Genomic DNA, 16616 nt, shown 5'->3' on the forward strand with positions numbered 1-16616 from the left:
TGTCGTGTTCACTCAGGGCTGCAAACATCAATTCCCCCCGTAGTGTTCCGTATCCTGTGCCCGCGCATTTTCCGAGAGTTCCTCGTGGAGCAGTTCCAACACGCTCCGCACGCTCTCTCTACGGATTTCCGTCCGGTCGCCGTTCAACCTCAAGGAGACCACTTTCCCGCTGCGGGCGCCGGTCCCGGCCGGGCCGGCGACCGCCACGTAGACCGTTCCGACGGGCTGTCCGTCCTGCGCGGCGGGCCCCGCGACCCCGGTCGTCGAGATGCCCCAGTCGGCACCGAGCCGGTCCCGCACACCGGCTGCCATCTGCAGCGCGACCTCGGGGTCCACCGCTCCGTGCTCCGCGAGCAGACCCGCGTCCACGCCCAGGAGCTGGTGCTTGAGGGGGGTGGCGTACGCCGTGACCGACCCCTTGAAGGAGGCCGAGGCTCCGGGAACGCCGGTCAGCTCGGCGGCCACCAGTCCGCCCGTGAGGGACTCCGCCGCGGCCAGCGTCTGATGACGCTCCACGAGCAGGGCCAACACCCGGGCGGCCTCGGTCACCGTGCCGCCGTCTCCGACCGTGCTTCGGCCCGCTCCGCAGCGAGCCCCTTGCGCCGCAGGACGACCGCCTGGCGGACGTAGTCCAGACCGGTGAGGACCGTCAGCACGACGGCCACCGCCATCACCCAGAAGCGGAGGGTGGCCAGCGCTCCGGTCAACACGAGGACGTACATGCCGACGGCGGTGCCCTGGGCGAGCGTCTTCATCTTTCCGCCGCGACTGGCGGGGATCACCCCGTGTCGGATCACCCAGAACCGCATCAGGGTGATGCCGAGCTCCCGGGCGAGGATGACCGAGGTCACCCACCAGGGCAGGTCCCCGAGCGCGGACAGCGAAATGAGTCCGGCCGCCATGATCGCCTTGTCGGCGATCGGGTCGGCGATCTTCCCGAAGTCGGTGACCAGGTTGTACGTACGGGCGAGGTGTCCGTCGAAGACGTCCGTGATCATGGCCACCGCGAACGCGGCCCAGGCCCAGGCCCGCCACGCCGGGTCGTGCCCGCCGTCCTGGAGCAGCAGGACCACGAAGCCGGGCACGAGCACCAGCCGGATCATGGTGAGGATGTTCGCGATGTTCCACAGGCTGGCCTGGTTGACGGCCGCCGTGCCCAGCTTGCCACGGGGCGCCGGCCTACCGGTTCCGCCCGTCGCGGATGCCGGGACTCCGGTCATCTGCCCGCCTCCTCGAAAAGACACTCGGCCACCAGGTCGACGCCCTCCGTGTCGACGACCTTCGCCCTGACCATACGGCCCGGAGCCAGGTCGGGGAGCATGCCGTCGGCCGTGGTGAGCATCACCTGTCCGTCGGTCTCGGGCGCCTGGTGGGCGGCGCGACCGATCCAGCCGTCCTCCTCGTCCAGGGTCTCGACGAGTACCTCCAGGGTCTCCCCGAGACGCTCCTCCGCGCGCTGTGCGGTGAGCTCCTCGGCGAGCCGCGAGAGGTGGGCCAGCCGGGCGTCCACGACGTCCTGGTCCAGCTTGGCCTCGTAGGTGGCGGCCTCGGTGCCGTCCTCGTCGGAGTAGCCGAAGACGCCGATGGCGTCGAGCCGTGCATGGGTGACGAAGCGTTCCAGCTCGGCGAAGTCCGACTCGGTCTCGCCGGGGAAGCCGACGATGAAGTTGGAGCGGGCACCTGCCGTGGGGGCCTTGGAACGGATGGTTTCCAAGAGCTCCAGGAAGCGGTCGGTGTCGCCGAAGCGGCGCATGGCCCGCAGGACGTCCGGAGCGCTGTGCTGGAAGGACAGGTCGAAGTAGGGCACGACCTTCTCGGTCGAGGTGAGGACGTCGATCAGGCCGGGGCGCATCTCGGCGGGCTGGAGGTAGCTGACGCGGACGCGCTCGATGCCGTCCACCGAGGCCAGCTCGGGCAGCAGGCCCTCCAGGAGGCGGATGTCGCCGAGGTCCTTGCCGTAGGAGGTGTTGTTCTCCGAGACCAGCACGACCTCCTTCACGCCCTGCTCGGCGAGCCAGCGCGTCTCGTTCAGCACGTCGGAGGGACGGCGCGAGACGAAGGAGCCGCGGAAGGAGGGAATGGCGCAGAAGGAGCAGCGGCGGTCACAGCCGGAGGCCAGCTTCACGGAGGCGACGGGGCTGGTGTCCAGGCGGCGGCGGAGCGGGGCGCGGGGACCGGAGGCGGGTGCGAGCCCCTCCGGAAGGTCCGCGGGGACGGCGGCGGGGGCCTCGACGGCGTCGCCGTGTCCCGGCAGGGCCACGGCCGCGGCGGCCTCCTGGCGCTCCACCGGGGACAGCGGGAGCAGCTTGCGCCGGTCACGGGGGGCGTGGGCTTCGACGCTGCCGCCGCTGAGGATGGTCTGGAGGCGGTTGGAGATGTCGGAGTAGTCGTCGAAGCCGAGGACGCCATCGGCCTCGGGAAGGGCCTCGGCGAGCTCCTTGCCGTACCTCTCGGCCATGCAGCCGACGGCGACGACGGCCTGGGTGCGGCCGTGGTCCTTCAGGTCATTGGCTTCGAGCAGGGCGTCGACGGAGTCCTTCTTGGCGGCCTCGACGAACCCACAGGTGTTGACGACGGCGACATCGGCTTCCTCGGCGTTCTCGACGAGCTGCCAGCCGTCCGCTGCCAGGCGGCCTGCGAGCTCCTCCGAGTCCACCTCGTTACGGGCGCAGCCAAGAGTGACAAGGGCGACGGTACGGCGTTCGGGCATGGACTCAAGACTACTTCGTCCCGGCCGTTCTCCCGTCGCGCAGGGTTCACCTGCGCGACGGAGGTCACATCGGGCCGAAGGGGCCGTCGCACGGAAGCGGCGGTGGCCGGCCGTCACGGCCGGCCACCCGGGCTCATCCGACCTCGGGGTCGCCCTTGGTGTAGGTGAGCCGCTCGACCTGGCCGGATTCGAACTTGTCCGCAAGCTTCTTGCCGTTCACGTACAGCTCGATCGCGCCGGCGTTGCCGAGGACCAGGTCGATCCGCTCATCGTCCTGGAAGGTCTTGGACTCGCCCTTCAGGAGGAGTCCGTCGAAGAGGAGCTTGCCGTCGTGCGCCTTGGCCGAGATCCAGCTCTTGTCGTCGATCGCGGAGAGCTTGACCGTGACCTTGTCCTGCGGGACCGCGGCGATCGCGCTCTCGGTGGGCTTGGGCGCGGCGGGCTTCACGGGCGTCGGCTTGGCGGCCGACGTGGCCTTCTCCGGCGCGGGGGCCGGGCCGCCCTCGGAGGCGGCGGTGTTCTTCGGGGCGTCGTTCCCGTTGAACATCGTGAAGCCGACGAAGCCGACGACGGCGACGATGGCGGCCACCATCGCTGCCGTCCAGTTGGGCCTGCGCGGCTCGGGACGGATGCGTTCCGCCTCGAAGAGCGGGGCTGCGGGAGTGGGCGAGGGACGACCGCCGTGCTCGGCGTCGTACTGCTCGATCAACGAAGCGGGATCGAGTCCGACGGCGCGCGCGAGGGTACGGATGTGGCCGCGGGCGTAGACGTCGCCGCCGCAGCGCGAAAAGTCGTCGTCCTCGATCGCGTGCACGATGGGAATTCGGACGCGGGTGGAGGCACTGACCTCTTCGACGGTGAGACCGGCGGCGATTCGGGCCTGCTGGAGGGCACGACCGATGGAGTCCCGGTCGTCTGCCGGGAAGGTCCTGTCGTCTTCGGGGGAGTTGCCGATGGACACGAGAGCGCCTTTCGAGCGTGTAGCCACCTGCTGGACGTTCAGTCTATGGGTGGTACGAAAGGGTGGGGCAACCGGGCGGGTGCTGTTTGTACGCCATGAGGCTGGGACATCCTTCTGCCTCTTCCTCCAACTTGACGTACGACCAGGGGAAACGGTTGCCCCCGTTCCCTTACGAGTGAGTCTCGACCTGGTCTCGAACCGGGTACCCCGGCGCACGCCCGCGACACCTCGTGCGCGCCATGCGCCCGCGCCGGGTCGAACGCCCCGTGCGCCGGCGCTACTCCGCCGGCCCCGACTCCCCGCGGATCACTGCGAGCACCCCGTCCAGTTCGTCCGGTTTCACCAGCACGTCCCGGGCCTTCGACCCCTCGCTCGGTCCGACGATGTTCCGCGACTCCATCAGGTCCATCAACCGGCCCGCCTTGGCGAAGCCCACGCGCAGCTTCCGCTGGAGCATGGAGGTGGAGCCGAACTGCGTCGACACGACCAGCTCGGCGGCCTGACAGAGCAGGTCGAGGTCGTCGCCGATGTCCTCGTCGATCTCCTTCTTCTGCTTGGTGCCGACGGTGACGTCGTCGCGGAAGACGGGCGTCATCTGGTCCTTGCAGTGTTGGACGACGGCCGCGACCTCGTCCTCGGTGACGAAGGCGCCCTGCATCCGGACGGGCTTGTTGGCGCCCATCGGCAGGAAGAGCCCGTCGCCCTTGCCGATGAGCTTCTCGGCACCGGGCTGATCGAGGATGACCCGGCTGTCGGCGAGCGAAGAGGTGGCGAAGGCCAGCCGGGAGGGCACGTTCGCCTTGATGAGGCCGGTGACGACGTCCACGGACGGCCGCTGGGTGGCGAGCACGAGGTGGATGCCGGCGGCACGGGCCAACTGGGTGATCCTGACGATCGCGTCCTCGACGTCGCGCGGCGCGACCATCATCAGGTCGGCGAGCTCGTCGACGATGACCAGGAGGTACGGATACGGGTTGAGCTCGCGTTCGCTGCCCTCGGGCAGCTTGACCTTGCCGTCCCGAATCGCCTGGTTGAAGTCGTCGATGTGCCGGTAACCGAAGGCGGCCAGGTCGTCGTAGCGCAGGTCCATCTCGCGCACCACCCACTGGAGCGCCTCGGCGGCCCGCTTGGGGTTGGTGATGATCGGGGTGATCAGGTGCGGAATGCCCTCGTAGGCGGTGAGCTCCACCCGCTTGGGGTCGACGAGCACCATCCGGACGTCCTCGGGGGTCGCCCTCATCATGATCGACGTGATCAGACAGTTGATGCACGAGGACTTGCCGGACCCGGTGGCTCCGGCCACCAGGACGTGCGGCATCTTCGCCAGGTTGGCCATCACGTAGCCGCCCTCGACGTCCTTGCCGAGCGCGACGAGCATCGGGTGCTCGTCCCCGGCCGCGTCCGCGAGCCGCAACACGTCGCCGACGTTGACCATCTCCCGGTCGCTGTTCGGGATCTCGATCCCGACCGCGGACTTCCCCGGGATCGGCGAGATGATCCGTACGTCCGGGGAGGCCACCGCATAGGCGATGTTCTTGGTCAGGGCGGTGATCTTCTCGACCTTCACCGCCGGGCCGAGCTCGACCTCATAGCGGGTGACCGTCGGGCCGCGGGTGAAGCCGGTGACGGCGGCATCGACCTTGAACTCGGTGAAGACGTTGGAAAGCGCGTCGACGACGGCGTCATTGGCCGCGCTGCGGGTCTTCCCCGGCCCGCCGCGCTCCAGCAGGTCGAGCGGGGGCAAGGAGTACGTGACGTCACCGGCGAGCTGGAGCTGCTCGGCCCGCGGCGGCAGGTCGGCCGGTTCGGGTGCCGGCTTGGTCAGATCGGGCACGCCCCCACCCGCACGGCCTCCCCCACGGGCCGACGGCACGGGCGCGGCCGGTGCCGTCCGCTCGGAACCCTCCACCCCCTCTGCCCCGGAGGCGGCCACGGCGGCGCTCCGCTCGGCGGTGACGTCCTTGGTCAGGTCGGCAACGATCGGGGAGGGCGGCATGCCGTTCAGCACGGCGCCGTCGAGCGCCGCGGCAGCGGCAGCGGCCACGTCCACCGGATCGAGCCCCGCGTCCGCCTCGTGGCGCTCGGCGACCCGGCGGGCCGCACGCCCCCGCCGCTCCAGCATCTCCTCCTCGGCCCGGTCCACGTCGTACGGCTCCGTGGGCCCGGTCCTCCGGCGACGGGCGGGGCGGGGGCCCGCCTCGCGCCACTCCGGGTCGTGGCCGGGGCGGTCCTCGTACGCCGCCTCCTCCACCGGGCCGTCGACGGGCTCGACGATGCCGAGCTTCACCCCGAGGGCGCGCAACCGCTGCGGGATCGCATTGACCGGGGTGGCGGTGACGACGAGCAGCCCGAAGACGGTGAGCAGCACCAGCATCGGTACGGCGAGGACCTCGCCCATCATGAAGACGAGGGGTTGGGACGCGGCCCATCCGATGAGGCCGCCGGCGTCCTGCATGGCCGCGCTGCCGTCGCCGCGCCCGGGTGAGCCGCAGGCGATGTGGACCTGACCGAGGACGCCGATGACGAGTGCGGAGAGCCCGATGCTGATGCGACCGTTGGCCTCGGGCTTCTCCGGATACAGGATGAGCCGCACGGCGATGGCGCCGAGCAGCAGCGGCACGAGCAGGTCGAGCCGGCCGAATGCCCCGGTCACCAGCATCTCGACGAGGTCGCCGACCGGGCCGCGCAGATGGGACCAGGTGCCGGCTGCAACGATGAGCGCGAGGCCCAGCAGGAGCAGCGCCAGGCCGTCCTTGCGGTGTGCCGGATCGAGCCCCTTGGCGCCGCGTCCTATGCCCCGGAACATCGCTCCGACACCGTGGGCGAGCCCGAGCCACGCCCCGCGGACAAGGCGGTAGACGCCTCCGGTGGGGGACGGTGCGGGTCGGGGGGCGGCCTTCTTCGCGGCGGGCTTGCGGGCCGGGGGCCGCTTGGCGGGCGCGGCCTTCTTGGCGGGTGCCTTCTTCGCAGGCTGTTTGGCGGGGGACTTCGAGGGCGCCGCCTTCTTCGCGGCGCCCGCCGTCCGGCCGGCGCGCGGCTTTGCGGTGCCCGCCGTGCCCTGGGAACCCTTGCCGGACGTACGTGAAGCCATGGTGCCGAGGTTACCGGTGAGGAGAGCGGCTGTCCGCCTCACCCGTTCGTGTCGTCCGCACCGAGGCGCGAAGCTGACGCTCCATCACGTCGAGACCGGTGCCGCGGGAGGGGTGTTGACGAAGCGTCAGCCCTATGCGGGCAGCGTCGGGGCGGCGCCCGTGCCCGGCTCCAGTGCGTCCAGGGCCCGACGCAGCCCGGTCAGCTTGCGCTCCAGGTGCGCGGCGGTGGCAACGGCCGCGGCATCGGCGGAGTCGTCGTCGAGCTGCTTCGACAGCGCCTCGGCCTGCTCCTCGACGGCGGCCAGCCGGGCGGAAAGCTCGGCGAGCAGCCCGGCGGACTCCTTGCCGTGGCCGCCCTCCCCGCCCTCCAACTGCAGTCGCAACAGGGACGCCTGCTCGCGGAGCTTGCAGTTCTTCATGTAGAGCTCGACGAAGACGGAGACCTTGGCCCGCAACACCCACGGATCGAAGGGCTTGGAGATGTAGTCGACCGCCCCGGCCGCGTAACCCCGGAACGTGTGGTGGGGCCCGTGGTTGATCGCGGTGAGGAAGATGATCGGGATGTCCCGGGTCCGCTCGCGCCGCTTGATGTGGGCAGCGGTCTCGAAACCGTCCATTCCGGGCATCTGAACATCGAGCAGGATGACCGCGAAGTCGTCCGTCAACAGCGCCTTGAGCGCTTCCTCCCCGGACGATGCCCGCACCAGCGTCTGATCGAGCGCGGAGAGAATGGCCTCCAGCGCCAGCAGATTCTCCGGCCGGTCATCGACCAGGAGGATCTTGGCCTTCTGCACCATGCCCCGTCCTCCTCGTCCCGGCAACGGCTCGCCCCGGACCCCCGAACCGGGGGAAGCACCGGGCGCCGCCCCAGAAGACGACTCCCTAGCGCCGTCCGTCCTTGTGCCGGTCATCGTAGCCGCACCCCGTCCGTCGCCACACCCTGTCACCGCGATGTCACTGTGCACATAGCGGAAACGCAACGCGAGACCAGAAGGTTCCCCGTATCGCAGCCTCTCACACGCTCCCGTGGGCATCCGTCGACGGATGCCGGAAGATGCCGGGGGCCGTGCGGCCCCCGGCACGGGAATCAGGCCCTCCTCATCCACTGCTCCATCACGGACAGCAGGTGATCGGGGTCGACCGGCTTGGTGACGTAGTCCGAGGCACCCGACTCGATCGCCTTCTCCCGGTCCCCCTTCATCGCCTTCGCCGTCAGCGCGATGATCGGAAGCCCGGCGAACTGGGGCATCCGCCGGATCGCGGTCGTCGTGGCGTACCCGTCCATCTCCGGCATCATGATGTCCATCAGCACGACCGCCGCGTCGTCGTGCTGCTCCAGGACCTCGATGCCCTCCCGCCCGTTCTCGGCGTACAGGACCGCGAGCCCGTGCTGCTCCAGAACGCTGGTGAGCGCGAAGACGTTGCGGATGTCGTCGTCGACGATGAGCACCTTCTCGCCGGAGAAACCGAAGGTGCGGCGCGGCGCGGCCTCCATCGGCAGCTCCTCCCGGGCCGCCGCGCCCTGGGCTCCCGCCGCCTCCGCGGCCCCGGCGGCCTCGGCCGCGACCTTCCTGCGGTGCCGGAACAGCGCCCCCGCCCCGGACCGCGCCTCCGTCCGTACCGGCGGCGGGAAGTAGGGGAAGGCGTGAGCCGCCCCGACCGTTCCCTCCTCGCCGCCCTGCGGCAGGTCGCCGACGTCCAGTGCGCCCGGTCCGTAGCCGCCCGGCATCAGCTCCATCGGGCTCAACGGCAGGTAGAGCGTGAACGTCGAACCGCGACCGGGCTCGCTCGCCGCATAGATCTCGCCACCGAGCAGCCGTGCGATCTCCCGGCTGATCGAGAGCCCGAGACCGGTGCCGCCGTACTTCCGGCTGGTCGTGCCGTCCGCCTGCTTGAAGGCCTCGAAGATGACCCGCATCTTGCTCGCCGCGATGCCGATCCCGGTGTCGGTCACCGAGAACGCGATCAGATCGGCCTCCGGGTCGCGGAGCGAACCGGCCTCCAGGAGCTGCTCGCGGATCGACTGCGGCACGTCCCCGCCGGCCGGCCGGATCACCAGCTCCACCGCACCGGTGTCGGTGAACTTCACCGCGTTGGACAACAGGTTCCGCAGCACCTGGAGCAGCCTCTGCTCGTCGGTGTGGAGCGTGGCGGGCAGCTCCGGCGAGACCCGCACCGAGAAGTCGAGTCCCTTCTCCGCCGTGAGCGGCCGGAACGTGGCCTCCACGTAGTCGACGAGCTGGACCAGCGCGATCCTGGTCGGGGAGACGTCCATCTTGCCCGCCTCGACCTTCGACAGGTCGAGGATGTCGTTGATCAACTGGAGCAGATCGGAGCCGGCACCGTGGATGGTCTCCGCGAATTCGACCTGCTTCGGGGTCAAGTTGCTCTCGGCGTTGTCCGCGAGCAGCTTGGCCAGGATCAGCAGCGAGTTGAGCGGCGTCCGCAGCTCGTGCGACATGTTGGCGAGGAACTCCGACTTGTACCGCATGGAGACCGCGAGCTGCTCCGCCCGCTCCTCCAACACCTGCCGGGCCTCTTCGATCTCGGTGTTCTTCACCTCGATGTCGCGGTTCTGCCGGGCCAGCAGCTCCGCCTTCTCCTCCAGCTCCAGATTGGATCCCTGGAGCTCCTTCTGTCGGTGCTCCAGCTCGGCCGAGCGTTCCTTCAGCTGCTCGGTGAGCTCCTGCGACTGCTGGAGCAACACCTCCGTCTTGGTGTTGACGCTGATGGTGTTGACCGTGGTGGCGATCAGTTCGGCCAGCTGGTTGAGGAAGTCGCGCTGGATCTGGGTGAACGGCTGGAAGGACGCCAGCTCGATCACGCCGAGCACCTTCCCCTCGAAGAGCACCGGCAACACGATCACGTGCGCGGGTGAGGCCTCGCCGAGCCCGGACGAGATCTTCAGATAGCCCGGCGGCACGTTGACCTGGATGGTCCGCTTCTCCTCGGCCGCCGTTCCGATGAGCGTCTCGCCGGGACGGAACGAGGTCGGCATGGAACCGGCGGAGTATCCGTAGCTGCCGCGCATCCTCAACTCGTACGAACCGTCGCCCTCTCCCACGAGTTCGGCGTCGCTGTGCGCGGAGCCCGTCGGCATGGCGACGAAGAAGGCGCCGTGCTGGGCGGAGACCACCGGCGTCAGCTCGCTCATGATGAGCGAGGCCACGTCGTCCAGGTCCCGCCGGCCCTGCATCAGACCGGAGATGCGGGCCAGGTTGCCCTTCAGCCAGTCCTGCTCCTCGTTGGCGAGGGTGGTGTCGCGCAGGTTGGCGATCATGGTGTTGATGTTCTCCTGGAGGGCCTGGATCTCGCCCGCCGCATCAACGCCGTCGATCTTGAGGTTGAGATCGCCCCGGGTCACCGCAGTGGCGACGGCCGCGATCGCCCGCACCTGACGGGTCAGGTTTCCGGCCATCTCGTTCACCGACTCCGTCAGGTCCCGCCAGGTGCCGTCCACGTCGCGCACCCGGGCCTGACCGCCCAACTGCCCGTCCGTGCCCACCTCGCGGGCCACCCGGGTGACCTCCTCGGCGAAGTTCGACAGCTGGTCGACCATCGTGTTGATGGTGCTCTTCAGCTCCTGGATCTCACCGCGCGCATCGATGTCGATCTTCTTGGTGAGGTCGCCCTTGGCGATGGCGGTCGTGACCGCTGCGATCTGACGCACCTGGCCGGTGAGGTTGTCGGCCATGCCGTTCACCGAGTCCGTCAGGTCCTTCCAGGTGCCCGACACGCCCGGAACCCGGGCCTGACCGCCCAGGATGCCGTCCGTGCCCACCTCACGGGCCACCCGGGTCACCTCGTCGGCGAACGACGACAGGGTGGTCACCATGGTGTTGACGGTGTCGGCGAGCTCCGCGACCTCACCTCGCGCCTCGACGGTGACCTTCTTCGTCAGGTCACCGTTGGCGACCGCCGCGGAAACCCGGGAGATGTTGCGCACCTGGCTCGTCAGGTTGTTCGCCATCAAGTTGACGTTGTCGCTCAGGTCCTTCCAGATGCCGGTCACCCCGCGCACCCGTGCCTGACCGCCCAGGATGCCCTCGGTGCCCACCTCACGGGCCACCCGGGTCACCTCGTCGGCGAAGTTCGACAGCTGGTCGACCATCGTGTTGACGGTGGTCACCAGCTCCAGGATCTCGCCCTTGGCGTCGACCGTGATCTTCTTCGACAGGTCGCCGCGCGCCACCGCCGTGGTGACCTCGGCGATGTTGCGGACCTGGAAGGTCAGGTTGTTCGCCATGAAGTTGACGGACTGGGTGAGGTCCTTCCACGTACCGGAGACCCCCTGGACCTCGGCCTGACCGCCGAGGATGCCCTCGGTGCCCACCTCGCGGGCGACCCGGGTCACCTGGTCGGCGAAGGCCGACAGCTGGTCCACCATCGTGTTGAGGGTGTTCTTCAGCTCCAGGATCTCGCCGCGCGCGTCCACGTCGATCTTCTGCGACAGGTCACCCCGCGCCACCGCGGTGGCGACCTGGGCGATGTTGCGGACCTGGGTGGTGAGGTTGCCGGCCATGCCGTTCACCGAGTCCGTCAGGTCACGCCACACCCCGGCCACGCCCGGCACCTGCGCCTGGCCGCCGAGCCGACCGTCGGTGCCCACCTCACGGGCGACCCGGGTCACCTGGTCGGCGAAGGCCGACAGCTGGTCCACCATCGTGTTGATGGTGTTCTTCAGCTCCAGGATCTCGCCGCGCGCGTCCACGTCGATCTTCTGCGACAGGTCACCCCGCGCCACCGCGGTCGTCACCTGCGCGATCTGCCGCACCTGCGAGGTCAGGTTGCCGGCCATGAAGTTCACGGAGTCCGTGAGCTCGCGCCAGCGCCCGGACACGCCGTCCACCCGCGCCTGGCCGCCCAGTCGGCCCTCCGTGCCCACGTCCCGGGCCATCCGGGTCACCTGGTCGGCGAAGGACGACAGCTGCGACACCATCGTGTTGACGGTGTTCTTCAGCTCCAGCATCTCGCCGGCCACGTCCACCGTGACCTTCTGCGACAGATCGCCGTTGGCCACCGCCGTCGTCACCTGCGCGATGTCCCGCACCTGACCGGTCAGGTTGCGGAAGGCCGTGTTCACCGAGTCGGTGAGGTCCTTCCAGGTGCCCGCCGCCCCCGGCACCTCGGCCTGACCGCCCAGCAGACCCTCGACGCCGACCTCGCGGGCGACCCGGGTCACCTCGGAACCGAAGGCCGACAGCTGGTCGACCATGGTGTTGACGGTGTTCTTCAGCTCCAGCATCTCGCCGGCCACGTCCACCGTGACCTTCTGCGACAGATCGCCGTTGGCCACCGCCGTCGTCACCTGCGCGATGTCCCGCACCTGCGTGGTGATGTTCCGGAAGACCGTGTTGACGGAATCCGTCAGGTCCTTCCACGTTCCTGCGGCACCCGGCACCTGCGCCTGACCGCCGAGGAGGCCCTGTGCCCCGACCTCGCCCGACACCCGGGTCACCTCGTCGGCGAAGGTCCGCAGCGTCTCGGTCATCTGGTTGATGGTGTCGGCGAGCTGGGCGATCTCACCGCGTGCGGAGACCCTGACCTTCTGCGACAGGTCACCATTGGCCACCGCCGTCGTCACCTCGGCGATGCCGCGCACCTGATTGGTGAGGTTGCCCGCCATCGTGTTGACGGAATCGGTGAGGTCCTTCCACACGCCGGCGACGCCGGCCACCTCCGCCTGGCCGCCGAGCTCCCCCTCGGTGCCCACCTCGCGGGCGACGCGGGTGACCTCGGACGAGAACGACGACAGCTGGTCCACCATCCGGTTGACGGTGTTCTTCAGCTCCAGCATCTCGCCGGCGACGTTCGCCGTGACCTTCTGCGACAGGTCACCGTCCGCAACCGCCGTGGTCACCAGCGCGATGTCCCGGACCTGTGCCGTCAGTCGGTTCGCCATGGTGTTGACCGAGTCCGTGAGGTCCTTCCACGAACCGGACACCCCTCGCACCTGGGCCTGACCGCCCAGCTTGCCGTCGGTGCCCACCTCGACCGCGACCCTGGTCACCTCGGAGGCGAACACCGAGAGCTGGTCGACCAGGTTGTTGGCGGTGCGCGCGACCTTCAGGAACTCGCCGCGCAACGGCCGCACCATCCCGTCGGCGCCCTCGGTACGCAGCTCCATCCGCTGGTCGAGATCTCCCTCGGCCACCGCCAGGAGCACCCGTCCCACCTCGGAGACCGGTCGGGCCAGGTCGTCGACGAGCGCGTTCGCCGCCTCGATGGCCGCCGCCCAGGCCCCCTCGCTGGCCCCCGCCTCCAGGCGCTCGGACAGCTTGCCCTCGCGGCCCACCACCCGGCGGACCCGCGACAGCTCCCCCGTCACGTGCATCTGCCGGTCGGCCACCTCGTTGAACACGGCGGAGATCTCCGCCATGACCCCGTCACCGGACACCGTGAGCCGTTTGCGGAAGTTCCCGTCCCGCATCGACACCAGTGCGGTCAGCAACCGCTCCAGCGCCGCCGCGTCCACCTGAACCGTCCCCCCACGGGAACGCCCGCTCTTCGCGCGCGTGCCATTGCCTGCGCTGCGCCGCGCCGCCGTGCCAGACTCCACCGTGTCCCTCCCGAAAGGGGTCGACCGTACTGCTCCGGCTTCCGCCAGTAGCCTGCCCAGTGTTTCACCGTGGCCGAACCAGGCGATAACAGTTCGGCAGCTTCGCCCCTACGTCCCTACCCCCGTGGGACGGAAACAGTGGCGACCGGCGTCCGCTCGGACAGCGAAGGTAAGTAACCTGGCATGCGGCTGTCCAACCGCCCCGGTCCGCCCGGCGGGCGCGGTGTGGTGTGCGTACGACCACCGGGCAGTGGGAGGGGCAGACCGAGCATGGCAGAGCCGGGCGTCGAGACGCGTACGAGGAGTGCTGTGATCACCGCGCGGGCGACTGCCAGCTTCGAGCCCGTCGGGCGGTCCGTCGCGGCCGCCCGCGCCTTCGTCCGGGACACCCTGCAGGGCTGGGGGCATCCCGAGCTGGTCGACGACGCCGTCGTCCTCACCAGTGAACTCGTCACCAATGCCGTCATCCACGCAGGTACGGCCGCCGAGGTCCTCTGCCTCCGCTCCGACGACAGCATCCGGATCGAGGTAGCCGACCGCTATCCCGAGCGGGAGATCCCCGTCCAGGCGGGCGGCCCCGCGTTCGCCAACCCGGACCGCGAGAACGGCCGCGGGCTGCTGCTCTGTGCGGCCCTCGCCCACCGCTGGGGCGTCGACTACTCCCCCACCCGCAAACACGTCTGGTTCCACCTGGACCTTCCGCAGCGTCCCATCGGCACCCGCTCCGCCGGCCCCGTCGTCCCGGACGCCCTCCTCCCCGTCGCCGAGAGCCGCGTCCGCGTCGCCGTCGCCCAGATCGACCGCAAGGGAACGATCACCGCGTGGAACGAGGACGCCCAAGAACTCTTCGGCCACCGCTCCGAACAGGTCACCGGCAGGCCGCTCGGCGACCTCGCCGCCTGGCCCCACACCCCCGGCACCGGCACCGGCCTCGCCGAAGCCCTGCGCCTCTCCCGTTGGGAGGGCAGTTACGGCATCCGCTGCGCCAACGGACGCGTGATCCCCGTCTACGCTTCCCACCTGCGCGTGCGCGACGCCGAGGGCGAGCCCTCCACCGTCTGCCTCCTGGTGCGGGAGCACGAGCGCGCCGTCCTGCAGACTCCGCAGCGCCCCGCCGCCGAGCCGGGCGCCGAGAACCGCACGGCCGACCCCTTCGAGGTCTTCATCGGCTCTCCCGCCCCCGACGACCTCGACGGCCTCCTGCAGCGCACGGTCGAACGCGCCCGCGACATGCTCGACGGCGACGCCGCCTTCCTCCTGCTCGCGACCGACGACGAGACGGAGCTCGAGGTACGGGCCTCGACCGGTCTGCCGGCCGCCCGACAGCGCTTCGCCCGGGTGCCCGTGGAGACCGGCGCCAGTCGTTACGGCTCCGCCCGCATGCCCGCCGTCCACGAGGACCTGGCCGCCGTGCCCGGCGCCGTCCCGCTCCTCGAGGGCACCGGCATGCGCTCGGTCGTCACCGTGCCGCTCAAGGTCGAGGGCCGGCTGACCGGCTCCCTGGGCGTGGCGGCCGAGGCCGCGAACCGCTACTCGAACGAGGAGGCCCTGCGCCTCCAGTTCGCCGCCGACCGCATCGCCCTCGCCGTGGAGTCCGCCCGCCTGGGCGAGCTCGAACGGCTCCGCCGCGGCTCCCTCAGCTTCCTCGTCGAAGCCTCCGACCTCCTGGCCGGCACCCTCGACCGGGACCAGACCCTGGCCCTGATGGCCCAGATGACGGTTCCCACCCTCGCCACCTGGTGCGCGGTCTACACGATTGCCGACCAGTCCTCGGATCCGTACCTCTCGTACGTGCTCCACGAGGACGAGGACCGCATCGACGGCCTCAAGGACCTGCTGTCCTCGATCGCCCCGCCCGACCCGGTGCCGACTCCCGGCGCCCGTGTCTGGACCGCACCGGCCCATGCCGCCCACCGGGCCGCGCTCACCGCTTCGGTGCAGGCCCTCGAGCATCCGACGAGCCCGCTCTCCTCCGGCATCGACACCACCCTGGCGACCGCGAGCACGGTCGCCGGGGAGACGGTGGTCCTGCCGCTGGTCGCCCGTAACCGCGTCATCGGCATGCTGACCCTCGGCCGGCCTTCGGAGGACCACTTCCGCCAGGAGATCCTGGAGCTCGCCGAGGACCTTTCCCGCCGGGCGGCCCTGGCCCTCGACAACGCCCGCTTGTACTCGGAGCGCGTGGCGATCAGCCAGTCCCTCCAGCGCAGCCTCCTCCCTCCGGGCCTCCCCACGATCCCCGGTGTCGAGGTGGACGTCATCTACCGCGCGGCGGGCGAGGGCAACGAGGTCGGCGGCGACTTCTACGACCTCTTCCCGATCCGGGACGGCGCGTACGGCTTCGCCATCGGCGACGTCTGCGGCACGGGCCCGGAAGCCGCTGCCGTCACCGGTCTGGCCCGCCACGCCCTGCGCCTCCTCGCGCGCGAGGGCTTCGGCGGTCCGGCCGTACTGGAGCGCTTGAACGCAGCGATCCTCGACGAGGGCACCCGCAGCCGCTTCCTGACGCTCCTCTACGGTGAGATGCGTCCGCAGGAGGACGGTTCCGCGATCCTCAAGGTCGTTTGCGCGGGGCACCCGCTGCCGCTGCGCCTCAGGCCGGACGGCACGGTCGAGCCGGCGGCCGAGCCGCAGCCGCTCCTGGGCGTGATGGAGGACCTGGAGCTGTACGAGCAGACGGTCACGCTCGACCCCGGGGACGTCCTCCTCTGTGTCACGGACGGTGTGACGGAGCGACGCGAAGGAAGCCGCATGCTGGGCGACGACGGACTCGCCGAGGTGCTCAGGACGTGTACCGGCCTGACGGCCGGGGCGGTCGCCTCCCGGGTGCTCCGTGCGGTCGAACGCTTCGCCCAGGCCCCTGCGTCCGATGACATGGCCATCCTTGCGCTGCGCCTCCGCGAGCCGGACCCCCGCTGAACCGCCCGGTGCCCTCCTCGCCCCTCGCGAGGAGGGCACCGCCTTTTCCCCGTCCAACAGGTCGTACCCGTACGGGTGGTGAGCCATGGGGCCGAGGGCGTCGTGGATTCGCCGGGCAGGACCGCACCCCTTGGAAGGCCTGTGCCGAGCACGCCCCAGAAACGCAGAAGGCCCCCGCCATAAGGCGGGGGCCTTCTCTCTTGGAGCCCTTTAACGGAATCGAACCGTTGACCTTCTCCTTACCATGGAGACGCTCTACCGACTGAGCTAAAAGGGCATCTGTTCGGCGGTGTCCTACTCTCCCACAGGGTCCCCCCTGCAGTACCATCGGCGCTGAAAGGCTTAGCTTCCGGGTTCGGAATGTAACCGGGCGTT

8 protein-coding genes, 1 tRNA gene and 1 rRNA gene are annotated in these 16616 nt (G+C 70.1%); 1 reads left to right on the top strand and 9 read right to left on the bottom strand.

Features of this window, described 5'->3' with window-relative positions; translation table 11 throughout:
• Window positions 1–27: 27 nt before the first annotated feature.
• The 7 genes from ACFW22_RS27945 to ACFW22_RS27975 all read right to left on the bottom strand — a co-directional run bounded on the left by ACFW22_RS27945 (window position 28) and on the right by ACFW22_RS27975 (window position 13322).
• The gene (locus ACFW22_RS27945) at window positions 28–549 is read right to left on the bottom strand and encodes a CinA family protein (protein ID WP_386409624.1); all 522 of its coding nucleotides are present in this window, start codon (window positions 547–549) and stop codon (window positions 28–30) included.
• Window positions 546–1220, bottom strand: a complete 675-nt coding sequence (gene pgsA, locus ACFW22_RS27950; protein ID WP_386409626.1) for a CDP-diacylglycerol--glycerol-3-phosphate 3-phosphatidyltransferase — start codon at window positions 1218–1220, stop codon at window positions 546–548. The genes ACFW22_RS27945 and pgsA overlap by 4 nt, the downstream gene beginning before the upstream one ends.
• Window positions 1217–2710, bottom strand: a complete 1494-nt coding sequence (gene rimO, locus ACFW22_RS27955) for a 30S ribosomal protein S12 methylthiotransferase RimO (RefSeq protein ID WP_386409628.1) — start codon at window positions 2708–2710, stop codon at window positions 1217–1219. Before rimO ends, pgsA begins: the two co-directional genes overlap by 4 nt.
• Before the next feature lie 133 nt (window positions 2711–2843).
• Window positions 2844–3671, bottom strand: a complete 828-nt coding sequence (locus ACFW22_RS27960; protein ID WP_384884412.1) for a helix-turn-helix domain-containing protein — start codon at window positions 3669–3671, stop codon at window positions 2844–2846.
• Window positions 3672–3948: 277 nt separating this feature from the next.
• On the bottom strand, window positions 3949–6762 hold the full coding sequence (locus ACFW22_RS27965) for a DNA translocase FtsK (RefSeq protein WP_386409630.1): 2814 nt from the start codon (window positions 6760–6762) through the stop codon (window positions 3949–3951).
• Window positions 6763–6894: 132 nt separating this feature from the next.
• Window positions 6895–7560: a two-component system response regulator gene (locus tag ACFW22_RS27970; RefSeq protein WP_384884406.1), complete on the bottom strand. Its 666-nt coding sequence runs from the start codon at window positions 7558–7560 to the stop codon at window positions 6895–6897.
• A gap of 290 nt (window positions 7561–7850) precedes the next feature.
• Window positions 7851–13322, bottom strand: coding sequence for a HAMP domain-containing protein (locus ACFW22_RS27975; RefSeq protein ID WP_386409633.1), 5472 nt, complete (start codon window positions 13320–13322; stop codon window positions 7851–7853).
• Between the two features lie 270 nt (window positions 13323–13592).
• On the opposite strand from ACFW22_RS27975, the gene ACFW22_RS27980 reads away from it, so the two are divergent.
• On the top strand, window positions 13593–16241 hold the full coding sequence (locus tag ACFW22_RS27980) for a SpoIIE family protein phosphatase (RefSeq protein ID WP_386409635.1): 2649 nt from the start codon (window positions 13593–13595) through the stop codon (window positions 16239–16241).
• Window positions 16242–16442: 201 nt separating this feature from the next.
• Here the strand turns inward: ACFW22_RS27980 and ACFW22_RS27985 are convergent.
• A tRNA-Thr gene (locus ACFW22_RS27985) sits at window positions 16443–16518 on the bottom strand.
• 4 nt (window positions 16519–16522) lie between these two features.
• A 5S ribosomal RNA gene (gene rrf / locus ACFW22_RS27990) occupies window positions 16523–16616 on the bottom strand; the annotation flags it as partial.

It is taken from the genome of Streptomyces sp. NPDC058872 (assembly GCF_042743065.1).
Classification (GTDB): Bacteria; Actinomycetota; Actinomycetes; order Streptomycetales; family Streptomycetaceae; genus Streptomyces.

Excerpts from the sequence above, each read along its gene's own strand:
- pgsA (WP_386409626.1), bottom strand. The coding sequence starts at position 1,220 with ATGACCGGAGTCCCGGCATCCGCGACGGGCGGAACCGGTAGGCCGGCG.
- rimO (WP_386409628.1), bottom strand. The coding sequence starts at position 2,710 with ATGCCCGAACGCCGTACCGTCGCCCTTGTCACTCTTGGCTGCGCCCGT.
- ACFW22_RS27965 (WP_386409630.1), bottom strand. The coding sequence starts at position 6,762 with ATGGCTTCACGTACGTCCGGCAAGGGTTCCCAGGGCACGGCGGGCACC.
- ACFW22_RS27970 (WP_384884406.1), bottom strand. The coding sequence starts at position 7,560 with ATGGTGCAGAAGGCCAAGATCCTCCTGGTCGATGACCGGCCGGAGAAT.
- ACFW22_RS27980 (WP_386409635.1), top strand. The coding sequence starts at position 13,593 with ATGGCAGAGCCGGGCGTCGAGACGCGTACGAGGAGTGCTGTGATCACC.